This is a genomic window from Klebsiella sp. 54, assembly GCF_018223875.1.
Classification (GTDB): domain Bacteria; phylum Pseudomonadota; class Gammaproteobacteria; order Enterobacterales; family Enterobacteriaceae; genus Klebsiella; species Klebsiella quasipneumoniae.
Genome location: NZ_JAGRRA010000010.1, coordinates 174,791 through 199,124, shown reverse-complemented (window position 1 = coordinate 199,124; position 24,334 = coordinate 174,791). Strand labels below are relative to the sequence as shown.

At 57.0% G+C, this 24,334-nt stretch carries 22 protein-coding genes and 1 tRNA gene; 9 read left to right on the top strand and 14 right to left on the bottom strand.

Annotated features, from left to right (window positions below; genetic code table 11):
• The first annotated feature begins 106 nt into the window (after positions 1 to 106).
• A complete protein-coding gene (flk, locus tag KHQ24_RS19465) occupies positions 107 to 1,084 on the top strand; it encodes a flagella biosynthesis regulator Flk (RefSeq protein WP_043520216.1) in 978 nt (325 codons plus the stop codon).
• Between the two features lie 86 nt (positions 1,085 to 1,170).
• Here flk and KHQ24_RS19460 read toward each other — a convergent pair whose 3' ends face one another.
• Entirely contained in the window at positions 1,171 to 2,346 is a 1,176-nt protein-coding gene (locus tag KHQ24_RS19460; protein ID WP_043520214.1) for an MFS transporter, read from the bottom strand.
• A gap of 209 nt (positions 2,347 to 2,555) precedes the next feature.
• A complete protein-coding gene (gene fabB, locus KHQ24_RS19455; RefSeq protein WP_002913291.1) occupies positions 2,556 to 3,776 on the bottom strand; it encodes a beta-ketoacyl-ACP synthase I in 1,221 nt (406 codons plus the stop codon).
• A gap of 158 nt (positions 3,777 to 3,934) precedes the next feature.
• On the opposite strand from fabB, the gene mnmC reads away from it, so the two are divergent.
• Positions 3,935 to 5,923: a bifunctional tRNA (5-methylaminomethyl-2-thiouridine)(34)-methyltransferase MnmD/FAD-dependent 5-carboxymethylaminomethyl-2-thiouridine(34) oxidoreductase MnmC gene (gene mnmC, locus KHQ24_RS19450; RefSeq protein WP_057216867.1), complete on the top strand. Its 1,989-nt coding sequence runs from the start codon at positions 3,935 to 3,937 to the stop codon at positions 5,921 to 5,923.
• A gap of 61 nt (positions 5,924 to 5,984) precedes the next feature.
• Here mnmC and KHQ24_RS19445 read toward each other — a convergent pair whose 3' ends face one another.
• The 6 genes from KHQ24_RS19445 to prmB are packed head-to-tail and all read right to left on the bottom strand — an operon-like array spanning position 5,985 to position 10,542.
• Complete coding sequence (locus KHQ24_RS19445; RefSeq protein ID WP_004201785.1) at positions 5,985 to 6,266, bottom strand: YfcL family protein; 282 nt, start codon at positions 6,264 to 6,266, stop codon at positions 5,985 to 5,987.
• A gap of 31 nt (positions 6,267 to 6,297) precedes the next feature.
• Entirely contained in the window at positions 6,298 to 6,846 is a 549-nt protein-coding gene (locus KHQ24_RS19440) for an elongation factor P hydroxylase (RefSeq protein ID WP_032456437.1), read from the bottom strand.
• On the bottom strand, positions 6,846 to 7,655 hold the full coding sequence (locus tag KHQ24_RS19435) for a sulfite exporter TauE/SafE family protein (protein WP_004201787.1): 810 nt from the start codon (positions 7,653 to 7,655) through the stop codon (positions 6,846 to 6,848). The genes KHQ24_RS19440 and KHQ24_RS19435 overlap by 1 nt, the downstream gene beginning before the upstream one ends.
• Entirely contained in the window at positions 7,655 to 8,479 is an 825-nt protein-coding gene (gene mepA / locus KHQ24_RS19430) for a penicillin-insensitive murein endopeptidase (protein ID WP_004201788.1), read from the bottom strand. The genes KHQ24_RS19435 and mepA overlap by 1 nt, the downstream gene beginning before the upstream one ends.
• 2 nt (positions 8,480 to 8,481) lie before the next feature.
• A complete protein-coding gene (gene aroC, locus KHQ24_RS19425) occupies positions 8,482 to 9,567 on the bottom strand; it encodes a chorismate synthase (RefSeq protein ID WP_017899506.1) in 1,086 nt (361 codons plus the stop codon).
• A gap of 42 nt (positions 9,568 to 9,609) precedes the next feature.
• On the bottom strand, positions 9,610 to 10,542 hold the full coding sequence (gene prmB, locus KHQ24_RS19420; RefSeq protein WP_004201790.1) for a 50S ribosomal protein L3 N(5)-glutamine methyltransferase: 933 nt from the start codon (positions 10,540 to 10,542) through the stop codon (positions 9,610 to 9,612).
• Between the two features lie 167 nt (positions 10,543 to 10,709).
• On the opposite strand from prmB, the gene smrB reads away from it, so the two are divergent.
• Positions 10,710 to 11,261, top strand: a complete 552-nt coding sequence (smrB, locus tag KHQ24_RS19415) for an endonuclease SmrB (protein WP_004201792.1) — start codon at positions 10,710 to 10,712, stop codon at positions 11,259 to 11,261.
• Positions 11,262 to 11,280: 19 nt separating this feature from the next.
• Here smrB and sixA read toward each other — a convergent pair whose 3' ends face one another.
• The 4 genes from sixA to KHQ24_RS19395 form a co-directional block, all read right to left on the bottom strand.
• Entirely contained in the window at positions 11,281 to 11,766 is a 486-nt protein-coding gene (sixA, locus tag KHQ24_RS19410) for a phosphohistidine phosphatase SixA (RefSeq protein ID WP_004201794.1), read from the bottom strand.
• A gap of 209 nt (positions 11,767 to 11,975) precedes the next feature.
• Positions 11,976 to 14,120 carry a fatty acid oxidation complex subunit alpha FadJ gene (fadJ, locus tag KHQ24_RS19405; RefSeq protein WP_004201795.1) on the bottom strand — a complete coding sequence of 715 codons (2,145 nt, stop codon included), beginning with the start codon at positions 14,118 to 14,120 and terminating at the stop codon, positions 11,976 to 11,978.
• Positions 14,120 to 15,430 carry an acetyl-CoA C-acyltransferase FadI gene (fadI, locus tag KHQ24_RS19400; RefSeq protein ID WP_057216383.1) on the bottom strand — a complete coding sequence of 437 codons (1,311 nt, stop codon included), beginning with the start codon at positions 15,428 to 15,430 and terminating at the stop codon, positions 14,120 to 14,122. The genes fadJ and fadI overlap by 1 nt, the downstream gene beginning before the upstream one ends.
• A 158-nt stretch (positions 15,431 to 15,588) precedes the next feature.
• Complete coding sequence (locus KHQ24_RS19395; RefSeq protein WP_004201797.1) at positions 15,589 to 15,873, bottom strand: YfcZ/YiiS family protein; 285 nt, start codon at positions 15,871 to 15,873, stop codon at positions 15,589 to 15,591.
• Positions 15,874 to 16,246: 373 nt separating this feature from the next.
• On the opposite strand from KHQ24_RS19395, the gene fadL reads away from it, so the two are divergent.
• Positions 16,247 to 17,569: a long-chain fatty acid transporter FadL gene (fadL, locus tag KHQ24_RS19390; protein ID WP_023318794.1), complete on the top strand. Its 1,323-nt coding sequence runs from the start codon at positions 16,247 to 16,249 to the stop codon at positions 17,567 to 17,569.
• A 58-nt stretch (positions 17,570 to 17,627) separates the two neighbouring features.
• Here fadL and mlaA read toward each other — a convergent pair whose 3' ends face one another.
• Positions 17,628 to 18,389: a phospholipid-binding lipoprotein MlaA gene (mlaA, locus tag KHQ24_RS19385; RefSeq protein ID WP_004201799.1), complete on the bottom strand. Its 762-nt coding sequence runs from the start codon at positions 18,387 to 18,389 to the stop codon at positions 17,628 to 17,630.
• A 289-nt stretch (positions 18,390 to 18,678) separates the two neighbouring features.
• On the opposite strand from mlaA, the gene KHQ24_RS19380 reads away from it, so the two are divergent.
• The 5 genes from KHQ24_RS19380 to KHQ24_RS19360 all read left to right on the top strand — a co-directional run bounded on the left by KHQ24_RS19380 (position 18,679) and on the right by KHQ24_RS19360 (position 23,299).
• Positions 18,679 to 19,608, top strand: coding sequence for a formate/nitrite transporter family protein (locus tag KHQ24_RS19380; protein ID WP_004201800.1), 930 nt, complete (start codon positions 18,679 to 18,681; stop codon positions 19,606 to 19,608).
• Between the two features lie 89 nt (positions 19,609 to 19,697).
• Positions 19,698 to 19,772 (top strand) — tRNA-Arg (locus KHQ24_RS19375).
• A 363-nt stretch (positions 19,773 to 20,135) separates the two neighbouring features.
• Entirely contained in the window at positions 20,136 to 21,473 is a 1,338-nt protein-coding gene (locus KHQ24_RS19370) for a sensor domain-containing diguanylate cyclase (protein ID WP_211777420.1), read from the top strand.
• A gap of 118 nt (positions 21,474 to 21,591) precedes the next feature.
• Complete coding sequence (locus KHQ24_RS19365) at positions 21,592 to 22,074, top strand: WbuC family cupin fold metalloprotein (RefSeq protein ID WP_043520206.1); 483 nt, start codon at positions 21,592 to 21,594, stop codon at positions 22,072 to 22,074.
• Between the two features lie 364 nt (positions 22,075 to 22,438).
• Positions 22,439 to 23,299, top strand: coding sequence for a hypothetical protein (locus KHQ24_RS19360; RefSeq protein ID WP_100051214.1), 861 nt, complete (start codon positions 22,439 to 22,441; stop codon positions 23,297 to 23,299).
• A gap of 30 nt (positions 23,300 to 23,329) precedes the next feature.
• Here KHQ24_RS19360 and cynR read toward each other — a convergent pair whose 3' ends face one another.
• Positions 23,330 to 24,238: a transcriptional regulator CynR gene (cynR, locus tag KHQ24_RS19355; protein ID WP_108433474.1), complete on the bottom strand. Its 909-nt coding sequence runs from the start codon at positions 24,236 to 24,238 to the stop codon at positions 23,330 to 23,332.
• Between the last annotated feature and the right edge of the window lie 96 nt (positions 24,239 to 24,334).

Sequence of the window (24,334 nt, the reverse complement as noted above, 5' to 3'; positions counted from 1 at the left end):
CAGTACCTGTCTGAGAACGAGAGTTAACCGGGGAAGTGTGCCATAATCTGGCCGCCAGGCATACTCATCACCTGGTTCCAGTACCGCGATATCGAAAGGATGAATCATGACGCACCCCCTTGCAGATATGCCAGACCGTCCTCCTGGGCGAGGCCCATCAGGCACTGCCGCCACCGGCGAACCTTCGCTTTCCATGCAGCAACGCACCGTCCTGGAGCGATTGATCACGCGCCTGGTGGCGCTGACCTCGCAGCAGAATGCGGAAGTGTGGGCCTGCGTCAAACATGATCTCGGACTAAAAGGCGACACGCCCCTGCTGGCCCGCCATTTCAGCGCCGCAGAGGCCAGTCTCAACCAGCGCTTAGCCGCCGCGCAGGACAATCATCATCATCGCCAGACCCTGGCGCAGCTCAGCGATCTGCTCGGCCAGGGCAATAACCGTCAGGCGGTGAGCGATTATATTCGTCAGCATTATGGGCAAACGGCGCTGCATGCCCTCAGCCAGACGCAACTGGAGCACATTCTGCATCTGCTGCAGCGTGGTCAGCTGTCTATCCCGCAGCCGCAGCAGCGCCCGCCGACCCTCCGCCCGCTGTTGCCAGCCGAGCACAACACGCTCAATCAGCTGGTGACGAAGCTGGCGGCCGCCACCGGCGAACCAAGCAAGCTGATTTGGCAGTCCATGCTGGAACTTTGCGGCGTCAAGTCAGGGGAGCTGATCCCGGCGACGCACTTCACGCCGCTTTCCTACTGGCTACAGGCGCGGCAGACCCTCAGCGCGCAAACCGCGCCGACGCTGACCTCACTGCAGGGGGCGCTCAAGCAGCCGCTTGAGACCGCAGAGTGGCAGAAGATTGTCGACTTTGCCCGTCGCAACTGGCAGGTTACGCCGCAGACCACGCTGAGCCCGGCGCAGATCCTGGCGCTGTTGAACAAGGTGTTTGTGCTGCGGGTAGCCCGCGCCCAGGAGACGCTGGCGATCCCGCAGGAGGAGCCCGTGACCCGGCGGACATGGGCCGCTAAGCCCTGGCAGCTGGCGCTGGGAGCGGTTGTCCTGCTCCTGGTGCTGTGGCTCCTGCTGTAGCCCAGCAGGCACAGGTGGCGTTTACGGCTCCCTTTCATGCCAAACGCCACGGTGTTGACTACAGCGGTTTCAGGCCGGACAACAACCTAGCGGCGAAATGAGATGAGGGTGACGAGGATCCCCAGCGCCGCGCAGAGGGCGCCGGCAAGAAATACCGACGAGTAGCCCAGCGAAGTGGCCAGTAGACCGGTCAGCGGCCCGGTCAGGCCATAAGAGATATCCTGAAAGGCCGCATAGCCGCCGAGCGCAGTGCCGCGCACCTGCGCCGGGACGCGCTTCACCACCTCCACGCCAAGCGACGGGAAAATAAGCGAACAGCCGCATCCGGTCAGCGCCGCGCCGGCCAGCGCTACCCAGACGCCCGACGCCAGCCCCAGCAGCGTCAGACCGACCGCCTCTATCAGCAGCGAGACCATCGCCACTTTAACGCCGCCAAACCGATCCGGCATCCAGCCGAACAGCACCCGCATCAGCACAAAAGCGCCGCCAAACGCCGTCAGGGTAAAGCCGGCCATCGGCCAGTGATGGCTGGCAAAATAGAGGGAGACGAAGGTGCCGATCACCGCAAAGCCGACGCCCTGCAGGCCCAGACCAATCCCCGGCCGCCAGATCATGCCGATGACGCTCCACAGTGAAGGCCGCTCGCCTCCGTGCGCCGCCACTTTGCGCACCGTCCCGTTGATGAGCCAGGCGACGAGCGGCAGTGTCATGGTGACGCAGGCGAGGACCGCCACGCCAAAATGGCTATATATTAACAATCCCAGCGGGGCGCCCACCGCCAGCGAACCGTACATCGCCATGCCGTTCCATGACATCACTTTGCCGGAGCGGGCCGGCCCCACCAGGCCCATCCCCCAGCTCAGGTTGCCGGTCAGCAGCTGGCTTTCGCCAAACCCGAGGATCAGGCGGCCCAGCAGCAACAGGCCCAACTTCGCGAACACCGGCAGCGGCAGCAGCGCAGCGGCCAGCCAGGCCGCACCGGCCAGGGCGCAGGCCAGCATCCCCTGCAGGACGGAACGTTTGGCGCCGTACTGGTCTGCCAGACGCCCGGCGTAGCCGCGGGTCAGAACGGTGGCGAGGAACTGGATCCCCACCGCCACGCCGACCACAGTGTTACCAAATCCCAGCTCCTGATGGACAAATAGCGGGATCACCGGCAGCGGCAAACCGACGGTCATATAGGTCAAAAAGACGGCGAATGTAATGCGAAAAAGCGAAAAATTCGCGGAAGAATGAGATGTTGTTTCAGTGACTGCGGACATGCATTACTCCAGATTCGCAGAGTAAGGCGAGCAAAGCGACACGCCCCCTCCACCTGACTATCAGGGTTAAGGCGCGTTGGTTGACGTTAAACGCTTACGCATTAGTGGAGAGACTAATGGATTCGCCAGCAGTGTGCCTGCGGGACCTTACCCTGTCAAGATGACAAAAAAGGGGAGCCGGTGGCTCCCCTCAGTGCATCGAGTGCTGATTAGGCGTTGTATTTACGCATCACCAGCGTGGCGTTGGTGCCGCCGAAGCCGAAGCTGTTGGACATCACGGTGGTCAGCTTAGCGTCAGTCGGTTTGGTGACGATGTTCAGGCCGGCTGCCTGCTCGTCCAGCTCTTCGACGTTGATGCTCGGCGCGATAAAGCCGTGCTCCAGCATCAGCAGGGAGTAGATAGCTTCCTGTACGCCCGCCGCGCCCAGCGAGTGGCCGGTCATCGCTTTGGTCGCCGAGATAGCCGGGCTGTTATCGCCGAACACTTCGCGGATCGCGCCCAGCTCTTTCACGTCGCCGACCGGCGTGGAGGTGCCGTGAGAGTTCAGGTAGTCGATCGGGGTATCCACGCCGTGCATCGCCATCTGCATACAGCGCACTGCGCCTTCACCCGATGGAGCTACCATGTCTGCGCCATCGGAGGTTGCGCCATAGCCGACGATTTCGGCATAGATGTGCGCGCCGCGCGCCAGAGCATGTTCCAGCTCTTCCACCACGACCATACCGCCGCCGCCGGCGATAACGAAGCCGTCACGGTTGGCGTCATAGGTGCGGGAGGCTTTTTCTGGAGTGTCGTTGTATTTGGTGGACAGCGCGCCCATGGCGTCGAACTCGCAGGCCATTTCCCAGCACAGTTCTTCGCCGCCGCCGGCAAAGACGATATCCTGTTTGCCCAGCTGAATCTGCTCTACCGCATTACCGATGCAGTGTGCGGAAGTGGCGCAGGCGGAGCTGATGGAGTAGTTAACGCCGTGGATTTTAAACGGCGTGGCGAGGCAGGCGGAAACGCCGGAAGCCATCGCTTTGGTGACCACATACGGACCCACGGCTTTCAGACCACGCGGGCTACGCATGGCATCAGCGCCGAAGACCTGGAATTTCGGGGAGCCGCCGCCGGAGCCTGCGATCAGGCCGACACGCGGGTTATTCTGGTATGCTTCCGGCGCCAGACCTGCGTCGGCAACGGCCTGTTCCATGGACAGGTAAGCATAGATGGAGGCGTCGCTCATGAAGCGCACTACTTTGCGGTCAATGAGGCCAGTGGTATCCAGTTTAACGTTGCCCCATACGTGGCTGCGCATCCCTGAATCTTTAAGCTCCTGAGAGAAAGTGATCCCTGAACGTCCTTCACGCAGAGATGCCAGGACTTCCTGCTGGTTATTACCGATGCTGGAAACGATGCCCAAGCCAGTAATCACTGCACGTTTCATTAAATACCTCTGTAAGTCGCACTATTTTAAGTTTCGTGTCGCACAATAGCGTACACTTGTACGCCGAACAAGTCCGATCAGACATTTTGTGTATAAATTTGCGCCCTCAGGCACACATCGCTAAGATCGCGCTACGCCTTGTGATTCGAGTAACTTACGTGAAACAAAACGCTATACAACCCGCCAACCTGGAATTCAATGCTGAGGGTACACCTGTTTCCCGAGATTTCGACGATGTTTACTTTTCCAATGACAACGGTCTGGAAGAGACGCGCTACGTCTTTCTCGGCGGAAATCGCCTGCCGGAGCGCTTCTCCAGCCACCCTCGCCCGCTGTTGATCGTCGCGGAGAGCGGCTTCGGCACCGGGCTCAATTTCCTCACCCTCTGGCAGGCGTTTGACGTTTTTGTTCGCGATAACCCGGACGTTACCCTGCAAAGGTTACATTTCATCAGTTTTGAGAAATATCCGCTGAAGGCGGAAGATCTCCGCCTGGCGCACCAGCGCTGGCCAGAGCTGGCCCCATGGGCAGAACAGCTGCAGGCGCAATGGCCTTCGGCCTTCGCCGGGTGCCATCGTCTGCTGCTCGACGGCGGACGGGTGACGCTCGATCTGTGGTTTGGCGATATCAACGAGCTGACCAGAGAGCTGGATGATTCGCTGAATCAGCAGGTGGACGCCTGGTTTCTCGACGGCTTTGCCCCGGCGAAAAATCCCGACATGTGGACCCAGGATCTGTTCAATGCCATGGCGCGCCTGGCGCGTCCCGGCGGAACGCTGGCCACTTTTACCTCCGCCGGTTTTGTCCGCCGCGGCCTGCAGGAAGCCGGATTTACCCTGCGTAAAACCAAGGGCTTCGGCCGCAAACGGGAGATGCTGACCGGCGAGATGGCGCAAACGCTGGCCTTTCCGGCGCGCGCGCCCTGGTTCGCCCGCCGAGGCAGCGAGGCCCGCGAAGCGGCCATCGTCGGCGGCGGTATCGCCAGCGCCCTGCTCTCCCTGGCGCTGCTGCGTCGCGGCTGGCAGGTGACCCTCTACTGCGCGGACGACGCCCCGGCGCAGGGCGCCTCCGGTAATCGCCAGGGCGCGCTCTACCCGCTGTTAAGCCAGCACGATCCGGCGCTGGCGCGCTTTTTCCCGGCCGCCTTTACCTTCGCCCGCCGCACCTACGACGCGCTGCCGGTGCTGTTCGATCATCAATGGTGCGGGGTCACCCAGCTTGGCTGGGATGAAAAAAGCGCGCACAAAATCGCCCAGATGCTGGCCCTGGAGTTGCCCCCTGATATCGCCTGCGCGGTGACGGCGGATCAGGCCGCGGAGCTGACCGGCGTCGAGACCGGCTGCGGCGGCATAACCTATCCGGCCGGCGGTTGGCTGTGTCCACAGCAGCTCACCGCCGAGCTGCTGGCGCTGGCGGCAACTCGCGGTCTGCACGTGCATTATGGTTATCAGGTCGAGACGCTGAGTGCAGAAGGCGATGGCTGGCTGCTCAACCACCAGCGCTATCATCAGGCGGTCGTGCTGGCCAACGGCCACCGCATCGCGGATTTTGCGCAAACCGCGCCGTTGCCCGTCTATCCCGTGGGTGGCCAGGTCAGCCATATACCCACCACCCCGCGGCTTTCCGCCTTGCGCCAGGTGCTGTGCTACGATGGCTACCTGACGCCGCAGAATCCGCAAAACCAGCAGCATTGTATTGGCGCCAGCTACCATCGCGGCAAAACCGACACCACCTTCAGCGAAGAAGATCAGCAGCACAACCGGCAACGGCTGATCGACTGCTTCCCGGGCGCGGAGTGGCCGCAGGACGTGGATATCAGCGCCAGTGACGCCCGCTGCGGCGTGCGCTGCGCCACCCGCGATCATCTGCCGATGGTCGGCAACGTCCCGGACTATGCGGCGACATTGACGCAATACGCCAACCTCCACGAACGGCAGGATAGCGCCGGTAGCGCGCCGGTCTTTCATAACCTGTTTATGCTTGGCGCCCTCGGATCGCGAGGCATTTGCACCGCGCCGTTAAGCGCTGAGATACTGGCGGCGCAGATGAGCGCTGAACCGCTGCCGCTGGATAGCGACACCCTGGCGGCGCTGAATCCGAATCGGCTATGGGTGAGAAAACTGCTGAAGGGAAAAGCGGTGAAATAAAACCATGAGGGCAGGCAATTTCCCGGGTACGGCTGACGCCTGACCCGGGCTACAACATGGCTCAGGCCTGATTTTTTGCCTGCAGATACAGGTTTTCCCACATGCCCTGCACCAGAATTTGGTCCGGCGGCGACAGCTCGCCAGCGCCGATGGCTTTCTCCAGGCTATGGCTGACTTTGCTGTGTACCGCTTCAGCTGAATGCTCACCCTCACCTTCCAGCTCAGCCACCGCCAGCGTCAGGTGGCCGCGCAGATAACCGCCGGCAAACAGTTCATCATCACTGGCGTGGTCTACCATGTTGTCAATCAGCGCCAGAATGCGTGATTCAAACTCCGCGATCATCGTCTTACCTCTTGTCATGTAATGTGTGGCCTTAGTGCAGGTCTTCCGGCCACGGAAAGTGTTCTGCCGTCAATGGCGGCGTTTGATAATAGTGTTGTAGTGCGCGAATAAGACGCGCCGGACGTTCGGGGATCCCTTGTTCAAGCAGAGTCATCACCTGGGCATGTACCCGGCGCTGAAAGGCGATGCGATCGGGTTCGACGTCACCTTCCAGATTGTCACAGCTGACGTTAAACGGAAATCCCGCCGCCACGCAGAACAGCCACTCCAGGGCCTGCGGTTTCACCTCGACGTCCTCAAACTGGCTTTGGGTCATTGCATCGCGACCGTCCGGGCAGTACCAGTAGCCGAAATCCACCAGCTCGCGGCGGGCTTTGCCGGCGATACACCAGTGGGAGATCTCGTGCAGGGCGCTGGCAAAAAAACCGTGCGCGAACACGATACGGTGATATGGCGTGTCATCGTCTGCCGGAAGGTAGATCGGCTCATCGTCGCCTTTCACCAGGCGAGTATTAAAATCTGCGGCAAAGCAGCTATCGAAGAGATCGATCAGCTGCTGATAATGGTGTTGCTGTTGCATTAATGAATTCCCAACCACTGCAAAATCTCCGCCCCGTGGCTGTCGTAGAGAAGCTTCGCGCTCATCACCGCCGAGACGATAACGATCATCGGTCGGATCAGCGATTGCCCTTTACTCAGAACCAGCCGGGAGCCGGCGCGGGCGCCAATAAATTGTCCGGCCATCATCACAAAGCCGGTGGCCCAGATAACCTTCCCGCCGATAATAAACAGCAGCAGGCCGCCGACGTTCGAGGTGGCGTTGAGCAGTTTGGCGTGGGCCGTCGACTTCGCCAGGTTAAACCCGGCGAGGGTGACAAACGCCAGCGCATAAAACGAACCGGCGCCGGGGCCGAAAAAACCGTCGTAAAACCCGACGCTGCCGCCAGCGACCAGCGCAAACGGCAGACCGTAGAGCCGACGCTGCCGGTCCGCTTCGCCCAGTTTCGGCATCAGCAGAAAATAGAGACCGATGCCGATCACCAGCAACGGCAGGATCTGCTTAAGAATATCGGACTGCACGTGCTGGACCAGCAGCGCGCCGGCGGTTGAACCGATAAAGGTCATCAGAATATTCAGCTTCTGATCGGCGAGATTGACCACCTTGCGCCGGACAAAGTAGAGGGTCGCCGACAGCGATCCGCCGCAGGCCTGCAGCTTATTGGTCGCCAGCGCCTGGGCCGGCGGCATGCCTGCCGCCATAAGCGCCGGCACGGTCAGTAAGCCCCCGCCCCCGGCCAGTGAATCAATAAAACCGGCCAGGATGGCGACAAAAAAAAGCACCACCAGCACCAGCGGCGATACGGAAAACAACTCGATAAAACTATCCATTACAGCACATGCTCATCCAGTAGCGCCTGGCAGGAAGGCGGCAACGGCGGCGGCGTCTTCTTCACAGGTGGGGTAGACCCGGGTTTAGGTGGCTCGAACCAGCTCTGCAGCTCCGCTCCGCAGCCATCGCCGGCCGGCGGTGGCGCCTGATCTTCGCACTCCAGGCTGCCTGCCGGGCAGCGCAGACGGACGTGCATATGGGCGCGATGCTGGAACCAGGGACGAACTTTGCGCAGCCACTGGCGGTCGCTTCCCGCGTCCAGGCACAGCTGCTGTTTAATCGCCGGGTTGACGAAGATGCGGGTCACCTCGCTATCTTCCGCCGCCAGCTTGATCAGCTGGCTGATTTGCGGACTCCACAGCGACGGTACCACGCGTTTGCCATCGCTGGCGACCAGATCCAGGGCCTGCGGCTTCAGCAGCTGGGACGATGTCCAGCGCGTCTGCGGCAGCTGGAGGAAGATATCGACATCGAGGCCCGTCTGATGGCTGGCGTGGCCGCCGTTAAAACGGCCGCCTGCCGGCATCCCCATGTCGCCAATCAGCACGGTCCCCATGCCTTTATTGTGCACCTGATTGCTCAGGCGCTGAATAAACTGAATCAGATCCGGATGACCGAAGTAGCGCCGCTGATCGGTACGCATCACCTGATAGCCGACAGCGTTCAGCGGCAGCGCCTCGGCGCCAACGATACAGCCATTGGAGAACGCGCCAATCGACTGCGCGCTGCCGCCGATTGGCTGGGATATCTTCTGCCATGGCGTGGCGGCCAGGCTGCCGGCGCTGGCCAGCAGCGCCAACAGGGCGATAACGGTGTTTTTCATGGTTACCAGCGTGGAATTGTCGTCGTCACGTCGCCATTCTGCGCGCGCTGACGCATAAAATGATCCATTAAAACGATCGCCAGCATGGCCTCAGCGATCGGTACGGCGCGAATGCCGACGCACGGATCGTGACGCCCTTTGGTGATCATCTCCACCTCTTCGCCAAAGCGGTTAATGGTATGACCGGGAACGGTAATACTGGAGGTCGGCTTCAGCGCGATGTTGGCAACGATCTGCTGACCGCTGCTGATGCCGCCAAGAATGCCGCCGGCGTGGTTGCTCTGGAATCCGGCTTTGGTGATCTCATCGCGGTTTTCGCTGCCGCGCAGCTTCACCACCTCGAAACCGTCGCCAATCTCCACGCCTTTCACGGCGTTGATGCTCATCAGCGCATGGGCGATATCGGCGTCAAGGCGGTCAAAGACCGGCTCGCCAAGGCCCGGCGGTACGCCGTCGGCGACGACGGTAACTTTGGCGCCAATGGAGTCGCCCTCTTTTTTCAGACCGCGCATCAGTTCATCGAGAGCGTCGATTTTCTCCGGATCCGGGCAGAAGAAGGGATTCTGTTCAACCTGTTCCCAGTCCTTAATGGCCAGCGGAATGTCGCCCATCTGCGTCAGGCAACCGCGAATGACGATGCCGAACTTCGCGGCGAGGAATTTTTTGGCAATCGCCCCGGCCGCCACGCGCATCGCGGTTTCGCGGGCGGAGGAGCGACCGCCGCCACGATAGTCGCGTAGACCATACTTTTGTTCGTAGGTGTAATCCGCATGGCCAGGACGAAACAGATCTTTGATCGCGCCGTAATCCTGCGAACGCTGATCGGTGTTCTCAATCAGCAGCCCGATACTGGTCCCGGTGGTGACGCCTTCGAAGACGCCGGAGAGGATTTTGACCTGATCCGGCTCGCGACGCTGCGTGGTGTAACGCGAGGTGCCCGGGCGACGACGATCGAGGTCGTGCTGCAGATCGGCTTCGGTCAGCGGAATGCCCGGCGGCACACCATCAACGATGCAGCCAAGCGCCAGGCCGTGCGACTCGCCGAAGGTGGTGACGCGAAAGAGTTGTCCAATTGTATTTCCTGCCATCACGGCTCCATTATTTGTCGTTATGTTGGCGTGTTGTTTTTTTTAGTCTTTATAAATACCGAAGTGCGCGCGAGCGTCAATCAGCTGTTGTTTGGTCAGCATAAAGACGCCGTCGCCGCCGTTATCAAACTCAAGCCAGGTAAACGGCACGTCCGGATACTGCTCCATCAGATGTACCATGCTGTTACCGACTTCACAAATCAGAATGCCGTCGTCGCTGAGATAATCCGGCGCATTGCCGAGGATGCGGCGCGTCAGCTTCAGGCCATCGCTTCCGGAGGCCAGACCCAGAACCGGCTCATGCTCATACTCTTCCGGCAGGTCGGCCATGTCCTCTTCATCGACATACGGCGGATTAGTGACGATCAGATCGTACTGTAGCTTCGGCAGATCGCGAAACAGGTCGGAACGGATCGGGGTCACGTGATGGATCAGGCCATGGGATTCCACGTTGTGCTCGGCGACGGCCAGCGCGTCCGGGGAGATATCCACGGCGTCGACTTCGGCTTCCGGGAAGGCATAGGCGCAGGCGATGGCGATGCAGCCGCTGCCGGTGCACATATCAAGGATATGCTGCGGCTTATGGTTAATTAGACCGGCAAACTGGTTATTGATCAGTTCGCCGATCGGGGAGCGCGGCACCAGCACCCGCTCATCAACGAAAAACTCATGGCCGCAGAACCACGCTTTGTTGGTCAGATAGGCGACGGGAATACGCTCGTTCACGCGGCGAATCACCCGCTCTACAATGCGGTGTTTCTCGCTGGAGGTCAGGCGCGCAGTGCGCATATCTTCCGGGATATCCAGCGGCAGATACAGTGAAGGCAGCACCAGCTGTACCGCCTCGTCCCACGGGTTGTCAGTCCCGTGACCGTACCAGATATTAGCAGCGCTGAAACGGCTTACCGCCCAGCGCAGCATGTCCTGAATGGTATGCAGCTCATTGACTGCCTCATCAACAAAAATTTTATCCACGACATCCTCCAGGGCACACTCTGCTATAAATTCGGCGGCTAGTGTGCCATGAAGACGGCGATAAATCAGCATTCTTGCGTAGGGTGGCGGGGGAAAAAACAGGTTTTCCTTGCCCGAAGGGATATTGAGTCGGGTAAACTAGCGCAAAGTATTAATGAGAGCGGACAATGAAAAAGAAGACATCGCTTAGCGAGGAGGATCAGGCGCTGTTCCGTCAGCTGATGACCGGCACGCGGAAGATCAAACAGGACACCATCGTGCACCGCCCGCAGCGCAAGAAAATCACCGAGGTTGCCCCTAAGCGTCTGTTGCAGGAACAGGCCGACAACAGCCACTATTTTTCCGATGAGTTTCAGCCGCTACTGAATACCGAAGGCTCGACGAAATATGTCCGCGCCGACGTCAGCCATTTTGAGCTGAAAAAGCTGCGCCGTGGGGATTATTCGCCGGAACTGTTTCTCGATTTGCATGGGCTCACCCAGCAGCAGGCCAAACAGGAACTGGGCGCGCTGATTGCCGCCTGCCGCCGCGAGCATGTGTTTTGCGCCTGCGTGATGCACGGGCACGGCAAGCACATTCTCAAACAGCAAACCCCGCTGTGGCTGGCGCAGCATCCACACATCATGGCTTTTCATCAGGCGCCAAAAGAGTACGGCGGTGACGCCGCACTGCTGATTCTGATTGAGGTCGAGGAGTGGCAACCACCGGAGCTGCCTTGACGGCGAGCTCCGGGGGCCATCAGATGGCGTTGGCCATTTTGAGGTTGCAGGGGCTTTTCTGCCAGAGGTATTCACCCTTGCCGTCGGCGTCCAGATTGACGCAGGCGATAGCCGAGGTGGTGAACATCGGGGGCGTTTCCCCCGGGCACAGCTCTGAGACGAGGTACCCCACCAGCGGCAGGTGGGAGACGACCAGCGCCGTCGCCACGCCTTCATTTGCCAGCGCCTGCAGATAGGCGCTCACCATACCTACATCGCCGCACGGCGTGAGTTCCGGCATCACGTCGACATGTTTCGGCAGGTTCATGCACTCCCCAACAATATCCAGCGTCTGTTCCGCACGCAGATAGGGACTGACAAGAACGCGCTCAATATCCACTTTTTGACCTTTCAGCCAGGTTGCCATCTGACGAGACTCATCACAACCGCATACGGTTAATGGACGAACCGAGTCGCTGGCTGCATCGAGGGCAGCGTCGCCGTGACGCATAATAAAAACTTGCATATTGCACCGCTTTTGTTAACCAGAAGCACCGAAGTTTAGCCTGCGAAGACAATACGCAGGCAACCCGGTGGCCGGGCATTGTGCCTGATCCATTCAACGAATGAAACGCTGTTTTTTACCTCAATGGCGTAAGTATAGTCAATGATTGTTTACAAAACAGCCAATCAACAGCGTCATCCGCAGCCGGATTTACCTTCTTTGACCACAACTTAGGTCAGCCGTTCATCCGCTGGCCAAAAGGTGGTCCCCTGTTCGGCCATGCGTAACAAAGTGTCACAGGGTGTAAAACGTGGGCCGTACTGGGCGGCCAGGCGCTGCAGGATCGCGGCAACTTCACCCGCGCCGATAGTATCCATATACCGGAACGGGCCGCCAAGAAATGGCGGAAACCCTATACCAAATACGGCGCCGATATCACCATCGCGCGCGCTACGGATGATCTGCTCATCAAAGCAGCGCGCCGCCTCGTTAAGCATCAGCATCACACAGCGCTCAGCCACCTGCTGCGCGGACAACCGCGACTGCGGGCGGTCGATGCCCAGCAGCGGATAGACTGCCGGGTCGGGCCGTTTTTTGCTTTTACGCCCTTTTATCTCATAAAGATAGAAACCACGATTATTTTTTCTACCTTTGCGATCGTCCTTCAAAATCGCGTCAATGATGTTTGCAGGCGGGCTAAAACGTTCTCCAAAGGCATTCTCCAGTACGGGAATAATTTTGGTGCCGGTATCGATACCCACCTCATCCAGCAGTTGAACCGGTCCCACCGGAAAACCGAATTTCACCAGGGCCTTATCAATCACCTCAACCGGTTCTCCCTCCACCAGCAGACGCATCGCTTCATTTATATACGGCGCGAGAATGCGGTTCACATAGAAGCCCGCTTTGTCCGCCACGACGATCGGCGTTTTCCCCTGACGTTTAGCCAGTTGCACCACCGTGGCAATGGTCTGCGGATCGGTTCCCTTATGCGGGATCACCTCAACCAGCGGCATTTTCTCCACCGGACTGAAAAAGTGCAGGCCGACCACCCGCTCAGGGTGGCTGGCATGGGCGGCTATATCGCCTATCGGTAACGACGACGTATTCGAGGCAAAGATAGTCTGCGGCCCGCCGTTTTGCTCCACTTCACTGACCATCCGCTGTTTCAGCGCCAGGTCTTCGAATACCGCCTCAATCACCACGTCGCGATGGGCAAAGCCCTGATAGTCGGTAGTGCCTGTGATCAGCGCCAGCTGACGATCGCGCTCGCTGGGGCGCAGTCGGCGCTGGCGAACCTGTTTGTTCAGCAGATCCCAGCTGTACTTTAAGGCGTGGTTGATCCCGCTCGGCTGAATATCTTTAATTCGCACCGGCAGTCCGCCTTTACAGGCGGTCACATAGGCGATCCCCCCGCCCATCAGGCCGCCGCCCAGGACTGCAACGCTTCTCAGCGGAGCGGGTTCCGCCTCGGCGCCACGGTCTTTTTTCAGATCGGTACTGGCAAAGAAGATCGATCGCAGCGCCTGCGACTGCGGGGTCATCGCCAGTTCGCCAAACGCGCGGGCCTCTTCGGCGTAACCGCTGCTGCAGCCGTGGGCCAGACCATTCTCGACGACCTGCAAAATTCGCTTCACCGCCGGGTAGTTGCCCTGGGTCTTGCGCTGCGTTTGCTTGCCGACGTACTGAAATAACAGATGGCGACCGAGGGGGCCCGCCAGCACGCGTTCGCGAACCGGCACCTCGCGGCTGGTCGGACGTCCCTTCAGCGCCAGCTCCACCGCCGCCTGCAGTAAAATTGTCTGCGGCACCACCTCGTCCACCAGACCGGCCTTCAGCGCCTGGCGCGGCCGTAATTGCCTGCCGGTGAGCATCATATCCAGCGCCGTGCTGACGCCGATTAGCCGCGGTAAACGCTGCGTCCCACCGGAACCCGGCAGCAGACCAAGCTGTACCTCCGGCAACCCGAGTCGGGTTTTTTCGTCATCGCTACAGATGCGGCCATGGCAGGCCAGCGCCAGCTCCAGTCCGCCGCCCAGACAGGCGCCATGGATGGCGGCAATGACCGGAATCGACAAGCCATGGATTTCGGCCATAATCTGCTGCCCCTGGCGCGCCAGCGCTTCCGCCTCCTGCGCGCTGCGGCAGCGGGCAATCATGTTGATGTCTGCGCCGGCGATAAAGTTATCGGCTTTGGCGGAGATAAATACCACGCCGCGCACCGACTTATCGTCGCGTATCTGGCGTATCAGTCCCCGCACCTGATTGCCGAACTCGGCCTTCAGGGTATTCATTTTTTCACCCGGAGCATCAATGGTGATCACCGCGATTTTGTCCTCACGGACCTCAAGCTTAAAAGCGGAAACAGTATCCATTATTCAGCCTCCACAATCATCGCCGCGCCCAGACCGCCTGCCGCGCAGGCCGTCACCAGACCAAATCCCCCTCCCCGTCGCCGCAGCTCATGCAGCGTCTGGGTGATCATCCGCGCGCCGGTGGCGGCAAAGGGGTGACCGTAGGCGATAGAGCCGCCGAGGACGTTAAATTTACTCTCATCCACCTCACCGGTGGCCTGCGCGCGGCCCAGCACCTCGCGGGAAAAGCGGTCGCTTGCCAGACACTGGAGATTGGCCAGCGTCTGCGCGGCGAAAGCTTCGTGCATATCGATAAGCGTGAGATCCGCCAGCGTCAGGCCAGCGCGCTCCAGCGCCAGCGGCGTGGACCATGCGGGCCCCAGCAGCATATCCTGCCAGACATCGATGGCGGTAAAGGCATAGCTGCGCAGATAACCCAACGGCGTCAGACCCAGCTCTTTGGCCCGCGACTCGGTCATCAGGATCACCGCCGCCGCGCCATCCGTCAGCGGCGTGCTGTTGGCGGCGGTAACGGTGCCATGTTTACGGTCGAAGGCCGGACGTAACTTTTGGTAATCCGCGAGGGTTGAATTTTTACGGATATTGTTATCCTGCTCCAGCGGTTCGCGGAAGGGAGAAGCATAGGCGGTCATCACCTCTGCGGACAGTTTGCCCTCCTCCCAGGCTTTCGCTGCCAGCTGGTGTGAACGATGTGCCAGCGCATCCTGTTGTTCCCGGGTGATCCCCCAGCTTTTCGCCATCTGCTCGGCGGTATCGCCCATCCGTAAGCCGGTTGAATATTCAGCAACCGCCGGGGGAACCGGCAGCAGGTCGCGCGGCCGCAGGCGGGAAAACAGCTTCAGTTTCTGGCTCAGCGTGCGGGCTTTGTTCGCATCTACCAGCGTGCGGGCCAGCGTTTTGCTGACGCCGATAGGCAACACAGAGGAGGAGTCGGCACCGCCGGCGATACCGGCGCGGATGGTGCCGGCCATCAGGCTTTCAGCGACATTCGCCACGGCCTGGAAGCTGGTGGCGCAGGCGCGACTGACACTGTAAGCGTCGGTGTGCACGCTCATTCCGGTACCGAGCACAATTTCTCGGGCGATATTCGGCGCCTCCGGCATCTGCACGACCTGACCGAAGACCAGTTGCTCAATGGCTTGCGCAGGAATGTCGCTGCGCGCCAGCATTTCGCCAACCACCATTTTTCCTAAATCAACGGCGGGAATGCCATGAAATGCCGTCGCCTGACGCGCAAACGGCGTGCGTAACCCTGTGACAATGGCAATGCGATCGCCCTGCCGGGTGATAAGCGGTAATGCCTGACTCATAACTCTCCCCTGTTAACCAAGACAAACAAGTGGTCTGACCTGATAGCATTGTTAACTAATTTTTTACATTAAGCCAATCGGGGAAGCGAAAAATTGCGAGCCAAAACACATTGAACGGAAAAGATAACGCCCCTTTCACGGGGCGTTAAGCGGAGGGATTAACGCAGACCCAACTGGAAGATCAGGGATTCGGCCTCACAGCTAAACACAAAATCGATATCCAGCTGTACGCCGCCGTCAACGTCGGCGAAGACGGGATTAATCTTGCACGGTTCAGATTCCACACTGCGGGCTTTTTCGCTCAGCGCGGCGAGCATTTGCTCTGCTTCCGCACGGTTGGCGAATACGCGGCTGTATGAGGCGGTGCAGTCGGTGTTGTCGACAATGGTCCCAACATCCATACAGCAGCAAACCGGGGTTTCATCAGCGCTACATTTACTCATCGTAGATTTCCTCTGGATATGCACCTGCGGTGCCAGACAATTTATGTGCCTATTTTACGCCCGCTCCCTGGTCTGCCTCCAGCCGATAATCGCCATCGCGGCGTTAAGTGACAGAAATCACACTTAAAAATGATCTAAAACAAAAATCACCTTTTCTCTCTCTCCTTTCCCCCGACAATTTTGCCAGCTGGATCGCGTTTCTGTTATCACAATTGAAAAACTTCATAAACAAACTTGCAACAACTCATCTGGTCAGACCTATACTCAGCGCACTGGTCTGATTTCTCTGTTGTACCGCAGACCCTACACTTCCGCGCTTCTGTTACGGCATGTAACATAGTTTAAAAAAAAATAACTCAATGAGGTTATGGGCATGAGCCAGAAAACCCGCTTTACCCAATCTGCCCTTGCAGTGGCTGTCGCACTTGTTTCCACCCAGGCCTGGTCAGCAGGCTTCCAGCTCAACGAATTCTCTTCATCAGGGCTGGGTCGGGCCTATTCCGGTGAAGGGGCTATCGCAGACGATGCAGGCAATGCCAGTCGTAACCCGGCATTAATTATGATGTTTGACCGTCCGACCATGTCGGCGGGCGCCGTTTTTGTCGACCCGGGCGTCAATGTCTCCGGGACTTCACCCACCGGCAAAAGCCTGAATGCGGACAATATCGCCCCGACGGCGTGGGTACCTAACTTCCACTTTGTCGCGCCGATTAACGATCAGTTTGGTTGGGGGGCGTCCATCACCTCCAACTACGGCCTGGCAACCGAATACAACGATGACTATGCCGCCGGCAGCATGGGCGGGAAAACCGACCTGACCACCGCGAACTTTAACCTGAGCGGCGCCTACCGTCTCGACAGCAACTGGAGCTTCGGCTTAGGCTTTGACGCGGTCTACGCTAAGGCGAAGATCGAGCGCTATGCTGGCGATCTGGGGCAGATTGTCGCTGGCTCGGGCGCGCTGCCGCCGGCGCTGGCGGGCCAGGTAGCGAAGATCCCGGCCGACACGCAGATCGCCCATCTTAACGGCAACGCCTGGGGCTTTGGCTGGAACGCCGGTATCCTCTACGAGCTGGATAAAAATAACCGCTACGGTTTCACCTACCGTTCCGAGGTCAAGATCGACTTCGACGGTAACTACCGCAGCAGCCTGCCGGCAGCCTATAACCAGATCCTCGGCAACTTCGGTCTGCCAGCAGGTACTAATGGCCAAACCACCGACGGTTCACTAACCCTTAACCTGCCGGAAATGTGGGAGCTGTCGGGTTATAACCGCGTAGCACCGCAGTGGGCGGTCCACTACAGTCTGACCTACACCAGCTGGAGTCAGTTCCAGGAGCTGAAAGCCACCGGCAGCAACGGCCAGACGCTGTTCTATAAAGAGGAAGGCTTTAAGGACGCCTACCGACTTGCGTTGGGGACCACCTATTATTATGACGATAACTGGACCTTCCGCACCGGTATCGCCTTCGATGACAGCCCGGTACCAGCCAACAATCGCTCCATTTCCATTCCGGATCAGGATCGCCTGTGGCTGAGCGCGGGTACCACCTACGCGTTCAACAAGGATGCGTCGGTTGACGTCGGAATTTCCTATATGCACGGGCAGCATGTTGAAATCAAGGAAGGCCCGTATACCTTCCGTTCCGAAGGGACCGCCTGGCTGTACGGCGCCAACTTCAACTACCGCTTCTGATAAGCGGCACACAACAAAAAAGGGTGAACATCATGTTCACCCTTTTTTTCTTTGCCGATTACTGTGAATCGATATCTTTCAGTTCATCCTGAATGGCCTGGGCGTTCGGATTGTCCGCCGGGGTCAGCTTACCGCCGTTGGCGATAAAGTCATGACGCTGGAAGTAAGCTTCACGCACCATAATGTAAGGATCGGAAGACTGGCGCAGCAGGCCGTCGGAATCCAGCAGCTGAGCGCGTGTTTCAATGCCTTCCACCGCCCATTTGCCGATCGACATCGGCCAGGTCAGCCAGGAGAGCACCGGATAGAGGCCATCGGCCATATCGCCGCCTTCGTCGCGCAGGGTAAAGCTGCCGTAGAATGGCAGTTGCACATACGGACCATAGCCGACGCCATAGTGGCCAAGCGTGCTGCCGAAACGATGCGGTTCAACGCGCTGCAGCTGCGGATTAGCCATCCCGGCGACATCGATCAGCCCCCCCATCCCGAGGATGGTGTTCAGGAAGAAGCGGGTAAAGTGGACCATCCCTTTATAGGGGTCGCCCTGCAGGAAGGAGTTCACCATCACCGCCGGCTCTTCCAGGTTGCTGGTGAAGTTACTTAAGCCATTGCGCGCCGGCTGCGGAACATAGTCACGCCATGCCACCGCGACGGGACGAAGCACGTAAGGATCAACCACGTTAAAGTTGAAATTGAACATCGTGCGGTTAAACCCTTCTAACGGGTCTGAGCGCCCCTGCGGCTGATCGCCAGAGCTGGAACTGGCACATCCCACCAGCAATGTGGCGCCAAGCGCAAGCGCCGACAGGCGATAATTCATAGATGTCTCCCTGGTTTTTATGGCTATCGCGAGTTGCCATCCATGACGGAAAGACAACGTTTCCGCCCGTAAAGATGTGAGCGATTGTAACAGCACGTTGAACGATGTCTATATCACCCAAGTTGTTGATTTGATCATAGCCTGGGAATAACGAGATCGCGGGGCTCCTATTCTAGCGGAGCGATAAAAATCTGGCGTAACCATTTTTGCGATTTAAGAGTATCCCCAGCCAGTCGCCAGGGAAAGCCGCTACGCTTTAACTAGATAAATTGTCAGCGAGGGCCGTGAAATGGATGAACCAGACGATAACAAATTAAAGCCTGCGGATGACGAACGCGAGGTCGAAAGTGAAGAAAAACAGCGCGGTGAAGAGATAGAAGTTGACGAAGATCGCCTTCCCTCTCGGGCGATGGCGATCCATGAACATATTCGCCAGGAAGGGGAAAAAGAGATGGAGCGCGATGCGCTGGCCCTGCTGTGGTCGGCGATTGCAGCCGGTCTGTCGATGGGCGCCTCCCTGCTGGCGAAAGGGATTTTTCACGTCAAACTGGAGGGGATCCCTGGCGGATTTTTACTCGAGAACCTCGGGTATACCTTCGGCTTTATTATCGTGATTATGGCCCGCCAGCAGCTGTTCACGGAAAACACGGTCACCGCCGTACTGCCGGTGATGCACAATCCCACCCCCGGAAACGTCGGTTTGCTGATGCGGCTATGGTCGGTGGTACTGGCGGGCAATCTCATCGGCACCGCGGTTGCCGCATGGGCCTTCAATTATATGCCTGTTTTTGATGAGCCGACCCGCCAGGCCTTCGTCAGCATCGCCGAAGATGTGATGAAAAACAGCCCGACGGAGATGTTCGCCAATGCGATTATTTCCGGCTGGCTGGTCGCCACCATGGTCTGGATGTTTCCCCTCGCCGGCGCCGCCAAAATCGTGGTGATCATTCTGATGACCTGGCTTATCGCCCTGGCGGATACCACCCATATCGTGGTGGGCTCGGTAGAGATCCTCTATCTGGTATTTAACGGAAGCCTGCCCTGGAGCGACTTCATCTGGCCGTTCGCCCTGCCGACGCTGGCGGGAAATATCTGCGGCGGAACCTTCATCTTCGCGCTGTTGAGCCATGCGCAGATCCGTAACGACATGAGCAACAAGCGAAAAGCAGAAGCCCGCGCGCAGGCCGCCGGAAAAGCCAAAAACGCCGACCGGGCATAAAAAAAGCGCTCAGAATGGCGAGGGTTTAAGCAGTCAGACGGTATGGCACTTACTCAGGCGGGCGAAAAACGCTATACTCGTGCCGCCTTGTCCCCTTAGTTAAATGGATATAACGAGCCCCTCCTAAGGGCTAGTTGCAGGTTCGATTCCTGCAGGGGACACCATTACCCTCCTGTTTTATGTCGGATCCACGGCGATTTTTGATGATTTTTCTGCAGCTCCGGTAGATAGTTCACTCAAGCTAGTACCGACCTGATCATCAATGCCCCTCCCTGTTAACGCACAAAGTGATTTATTTATAGATATAAAACCCGTTGCGCCATTCCTCTTTTTAAAAAGAGGAAAACACCAGTGATCATTTTACAAATAAAATGAAAGACTCACAGGAAAAGACGAGTTGTAAAACGTAATGATATCGTCAGCAGCAACCGCACGAAAAGCATACTGCTCACTCCTCACCGTCATTCACAATATTGATATTCACGATCATAACAACATAGTTTTCTTACCCTGACAGGTATGACCTAATGAACAGGCCTTCAGCCTCATTAACGCTCCGGACACCGTTGTTTTTTATAGTATCTATACTGGCGCTATTTTGCTTAATTAATTTTACCACAACCTACATTAACACGATAACGACCCCGGCGCCGTTGTTGTTTTACGGCATGACCCTTATTATACTGATATTTTACTTTTTAATATCAATAACTATCGCTTTAAAATACTTAAGTGATAAACGCTGTCTGTTTCTCATACCAGTAGCCTGTGCCTTTATTGGCTCTGCAATAATGATGATTCTTGCGTTACAAAATTACAGCAAACTGTTTTATTGCAATCTCAACGACTCAATCTCATACAATGAATTTCTGCGATATTACTTTTACCGCAACGCCTTAACACTCACCCAAATCATCACCGCGGCATTAGTATACAGATTTCGTTCTCATCGCCTGCTGGCCTCCCATAATCACATTATTATTACCTTTGCCTGCATAAGCCTTACTTTAGCTATCGTCCTGATTGTTGGATTTTCCTCAATGCACTTGTATGAACCAACGATACGCTTAGCCAGTAATATAATGGTTTACATGTGGACGCTCCTCTTTTTCACGACGATTGCATTAACCCGCTTCAGAAATATATTCTGGACAGGAATCTATTTTTACTGCTTCGTTTATATCTTAACCTTCTCTTTCTTAACAACCGCAGATGTCGCTAGCGAAAACACATGGTATAAAGCGAGGCTTTTCGAAACGCTGGGCACCCTGATCTTTATTATTATTATTTTCCTTAATGCGTTTAAGCTTTATCAATTATCCAACAATAAATATGAGAATGCCTATCAGAACTCGATTCGTGATTATCTGACGCAGCTGTACAACCGTCGCTATTTTTACCTTGCGCTGACAAAAAAAATGCAACGGGTCTCTGTGCAAAAACCATTGTCTATCTTGTTATGCGACATCGATCATTTCAAACGCATAAATGACAAATATGGCCACTTTCAGGGAGATCTTGTTATTCAGTATGTAGCCTGGGTTCTTCAGGATCAGGTTCGAAGAGATGATATTGTGGCCAGAACAGGCGGCGAGGAATTTGCACTATTACTGCCTGACGTTGGCCAACAGCAGGCGCAACTCATCGCCGAGCGGATTCGCCAGGCTATTATCTCCCCAGGCGACGTCAGCAGCAGGGTTAAACTCCCCGAGAGCGTCACGATCAGTATCGGCCTTGCCACTACGGAGGATCCTAAAACGGTAGAGACTGAATTACTTAACCGCGCCGACGACGCCCTGTACCGGGCAAAAAAAGCAGGAAGGAATTGTGTGGTTGCCTGGCAGAAGTCCTCCTGTACTCGATAGCCTCGACAATTAACCGACAGCAACACACTTTCTGCGTACAATATCGCGTGGCCTGGGCGTCAACCTGCCGCCCTGCCGATTCAACACTCTCTGGACAACAAAGGAGCCAGGCGTTGGTATGAAACAGATCACCCTTAGCGATATGCAGCAGCAGAGCGAAGCGGCAGCCACTTCCCCGCGCTTACGTGCCCATCGCAATTTTCACCCTGAGCTGAGCGATCCGGTGCAGCGCCTGGCTATCGCTATGGAACCCGGCACCTATATCCGCCCGCACCGGCACCGACATACTTTTGAACTTTTGCTGTCGCTGAAAGGCCGCTTTGTGGTGCTAAATTTTGATGACCATGGCGTGATTACTAACCGGGTGGTGCTGGGTGAAACCTGCACGGCCCTGGAAATGGAGCCCGGCACCTGGCATACGGTGCTCTCACTTGACGCAGGAGGAATGGTATTTGAAGTTAAACAAGGCGCTTATCAGCCGCTTGCTGAAATCGACACTATGGACTGGGCGCCAGCTGAAGGGCAGCCGGGAACCGCGGAGATGATGGCCTGGTATGCCATCGCGCAGCCGGGGGATCGCTATCCCTCTGTCAGCCGATAAGCATGGCCGCCGCAAACGGATGCCGAGAGCGTCCGTTTGCGTTATCCCTGTCGTCATGGCATTTATCTCGAGAGCCGCGTTTTCCTCATGCTGTGTTCTCCCTCGTCGGAGTCATTAATAAAAAATAACAAAAAAGTGTTGTATTCAGGCGTTAAGCAAACTATTTTTCTCGAGCGAAATAAATGATAGGATAACGCAGTCAAGTTAATATCTGACGTAACAATAAGAATAATCAACTTATCGATATAATATTCTCAACGTGAATGCATTTCATTAATCAGGTCATTAAACCCAAGCAATAAAACGTGGCTGTTAGATGATTACGCCCAATACTAACCGCTATTTTTTAGCAACAAAAAAACTTATGAATATAACAGAACGGAATATCTGGAAATTAAATAATTTACCGCCAATGGAGTATTGCTCTCTCCCCCGGGCGCAAAAATTATTAAACTGCGAAATTGAAGACATTCTTCACTGGCATGATATCGGCGCGATCAATCTATGCCTGAAGCTTAACCCGACGCGGGGAACATTAAAACTCGCCGTCCTTTCTCATCAGGAAAAAGAAGTAACCAGCACATTTAATCCACTCAATTCATCGGAGACGATGGAAACCTTCTGGTCGCCACACTCTCATGTCCATAGCATTCTGCGGCTTGATGGCGATATTCCCGTCATGGAAACCCTGCGCGGGAATACCGTCACGCAGTTCAACGTCAAGGTCACTGCGTCAGGTCTCTGGCATCCGCACAGCCGGAATTTAATGGCGTTACTGGAGGCGCCTGACGATATTCATCATGAAAACAGGCTCAGCATGATGCTGCCTGAGAAACCGTTTGTATATTGTCACTTCATTCCGCAGGAGGCAGAAAACCCCACCCTGTCATTGAACCGGCTCTATATTACCAGTCAGGCAATTGAGAAAATATTTGCCCATAGCATTAGCGCCCGACCGATGGATGTCACAAAAAATCCGCTACGGCAACAAACCGGTTATATCCATCAGGAATTAACCTCCCTTCCGCAAAGTGAGGTACTGCTGGAATTTATCCACGATCTAATTCAGTCCCATACTTTATTTAATGTGAAATTGCAGAAGATGGCTGAGCCAGACAAGACCCAGCTCTTTCATCACGTGCTGGAAAGGCTTAAGGAGGAAGTCATGCTGAGAGAGGATGTCCTGCCCGATGAGGCCGACTTCAGCAGCGCAACCCACCGTTAGTCCAGGCTCGCCGCCGAGCGACGCAGGCCGTCAGGCAGGAGGCAGGCGGTTTTCCTGCTCAAGCGTTAGCGCAATCTCCCGCGCCAGGGCGATAAATTCGCGTGCCGCGGCGCTCTGCCATGCATCCCTGCGCTGTAGCAAACAGGCCGTTCGCTGCAGCAGCGCAGGTTCGAGCTCAATAGCCACTACATCATCAAACTGCCCGGCGATCGCCGCCGGCAGCAGTGTCGCAAGGGGCGTGCGCCGAATGACCGACATAACGGCGCCGATAGAGTTGGCCTCCATCCGCACGTCAGGTTCGAGCCGATGACGACGGCAATAACGATCGATCTGCTCCCGGGTGGCAAACTCGCTGCTCAGTAAAATCAGCGGCTGCGCGTCGAGCGCCTGCAGCCGGAGCGCGCTCTCTCTGGCCAGAGGATGACTGCGGCTCACCACCAACGCGAGGGTTTCCGTCAGCAGCGGATGAACGACAATATCCCGGGAACGGCTTTCGTCAAAGGCAATGCCGACATCCAGTTCATCCTGCAGCAACATCGTTTCCATGCGCTCCTGGTTCATCTCCTGAATCAGCAATTTCACTCCGGGGTAGCGTCGATAGTAGTTTTCCACCAGCGGTCCCAGCATATAGGTGGTGAAGGTCGGCGTCATGGCAATGCGGAGTTTGCCACGCTGTAGATCCTCAGCGTCATGCAGAGCGCGCCGCCCTTCCTCAAGATCGCGTAACGCCCGGCGGGTATACTCCAGCCAGATCTCTCCGGCATCGGTTAACCGGGTATAACGGCCAGAACGGTCGAAAAGCTGAACCTCCAGCATGGCTTCAAGCTGGCGGATCTGCTGTGACAGCGCAGGCTGGGAGACGTGCAGCGCCGCGGCGGCGCGAGTAAAGCCACGGTGTTCTGCCACGGCGATAAAGTAGGAAAGATGGCGCAGGAGCATCCGCTTACCTATAAGTAATTCAACTAGGGTTAATCATAAATAAGTCTTTTAACTTATGAAACAAGTTACGTACCCTCTACGCACGACCCGTTGCCT

Excerpts from the sequence above, each read along its gene's own strand:
- fadL (WP_023318794.1), top strand. The coding sequence starts at position 16,247 with ATGAGCCAGAAAACCCGCTTTACCCAATCTGCCCTTGCAGTGGCTGTC.
- smrB (WP_004201792.1), top strand. The coding sequence starts at position 10,710 with ATGAAAAAGAAGACATCGCTTAGCGAGGAGGATCAGGCGCTGTTCCGT.
- KHQ24_RS19370 (WP_211777420.1), top strand. The coding sequence starts at position 20,136 with ATGAACAGGCCTTCAGCCTCATTAACGCTCCGGACACCGTTGTTTTTT.
- cynR (WP_108433474.1), bottom strand. The coding sequence starts at position 24,238 with ATGCTCCTGCGCCATCTTTCCTACTTTATCGCCGTGGCAGAACACCGT.
- KHQ24_RS19365 (WP_043520206.1), top strand. The coding sequence starts at position 21,592 with ATGAAACAGATCACCCTTAGCGATATGCAGCAGCAGAGCGAAGCGGCA.
- fadJ (WP_004201795.1), bottom strand. The coding sequence starts at position 14,120 with ATGGATACTGTTTCCGCTTTTAAGCTTGAGGTCCGTGAGGACAAAATC.
- KHQ24_RS19440 (WP_032456437.1), bottom strand. The coding sequence starts at position 6,846 with ATGCAACAGCAACACCATTATCAGCAGCTGATCGATCTCTTCGATAGC.
- KHQ24_RS19360 (WP_100051214.1), top strand. The coding sequence starts at position 22,439 with ATGAATATAACAGAACGGAATATCTGGAAATTAAATAATTTACCGCCA.
- KHQ24_RS19445 (WP_004201785.1), bottom strand. The coding sequence starts at position 6,266 with ATGATCGCGGAGTTTGAATCACGCATTCTGGCGCTGATTGACAACATG.
- mepA (WP_004201788.1), bottom strand. The coding sequence starts at position 8,479 with ATGAAAAACACCGTTATCGCCCTGTTGGCGCTGCTGGCCAGCGCCGGC.
- mlaA (WP_004201799.1), bottom strand. The coding sequence starts at position 18,389 with ATGAATTATCGCCTGTCGGCGCTTGCGCTTGGCGCCACATTGCTGGTG.
- KHQ24_RS19395 (WP_004201797.1), bottom strand. The coding sequence starts at position 15,873 with ATGAGTAAATGTAGCGCTGATGAAACCCCGGTTTGCTGCTGTATGGAT.
- fadI (WP_057216383.1), bottom strand. The coding sequence starts at position 15,430 with ATGAGTCAGGCATTACCGCTTATCACCCGGCAGGGCGATCGCATTGCC.
- KHQ24_RS19380 (WP_004201800.1), top strand. The coding sequence starts at position 18,679 with ATGGATGAACCAGACGATAACAAATTAAAGCCTGCGGATGACGAACGC.
- sixA (WP_004201794.1), bottom strand. The coding sequence starts at position 11,766 with ATGCAAGTTTTTATTATGCGTCACGGCGACGCTGCCCTCGATGCAGCC.
- KHQ24_RS19460 (WP_043520214.1), bottom strand. The coding sequence starts at position 2,346 with ATGTCCGCAGTCACTGAAACAACATCTCATTCTTCCGCGAATTTTTCG.
- KHQ24_RS19435 (WP_004201787.1), bottom strand. The coding sequence starts at position 7,655 with ATGGATAGTTTTATCGAGTTGTTTTCCGTATCGCCGCTGGTGCTGGTG.
- aroC (WP_017899506.1), bottom strand. The coding sequence starts at position 9,567 with ATGGCAGGAAATACAATTGGACAACTCTTTCGCGTCACCACCTTCGGC.
- flk (WP_043520216.1), top strand. The coding sequence starts at position 107 with ATGACGCACCCCCTTGCAGATATGCCAGACCGTCCTCCTGGGCGAGGC.
- fabB (WP_002913291.1), bottom strand. The coding sequence starts at position 3,776 with ATGAAACGTGCAGTGATTACTGGCTTGGGCATCGTTTCCAGCATCGGT.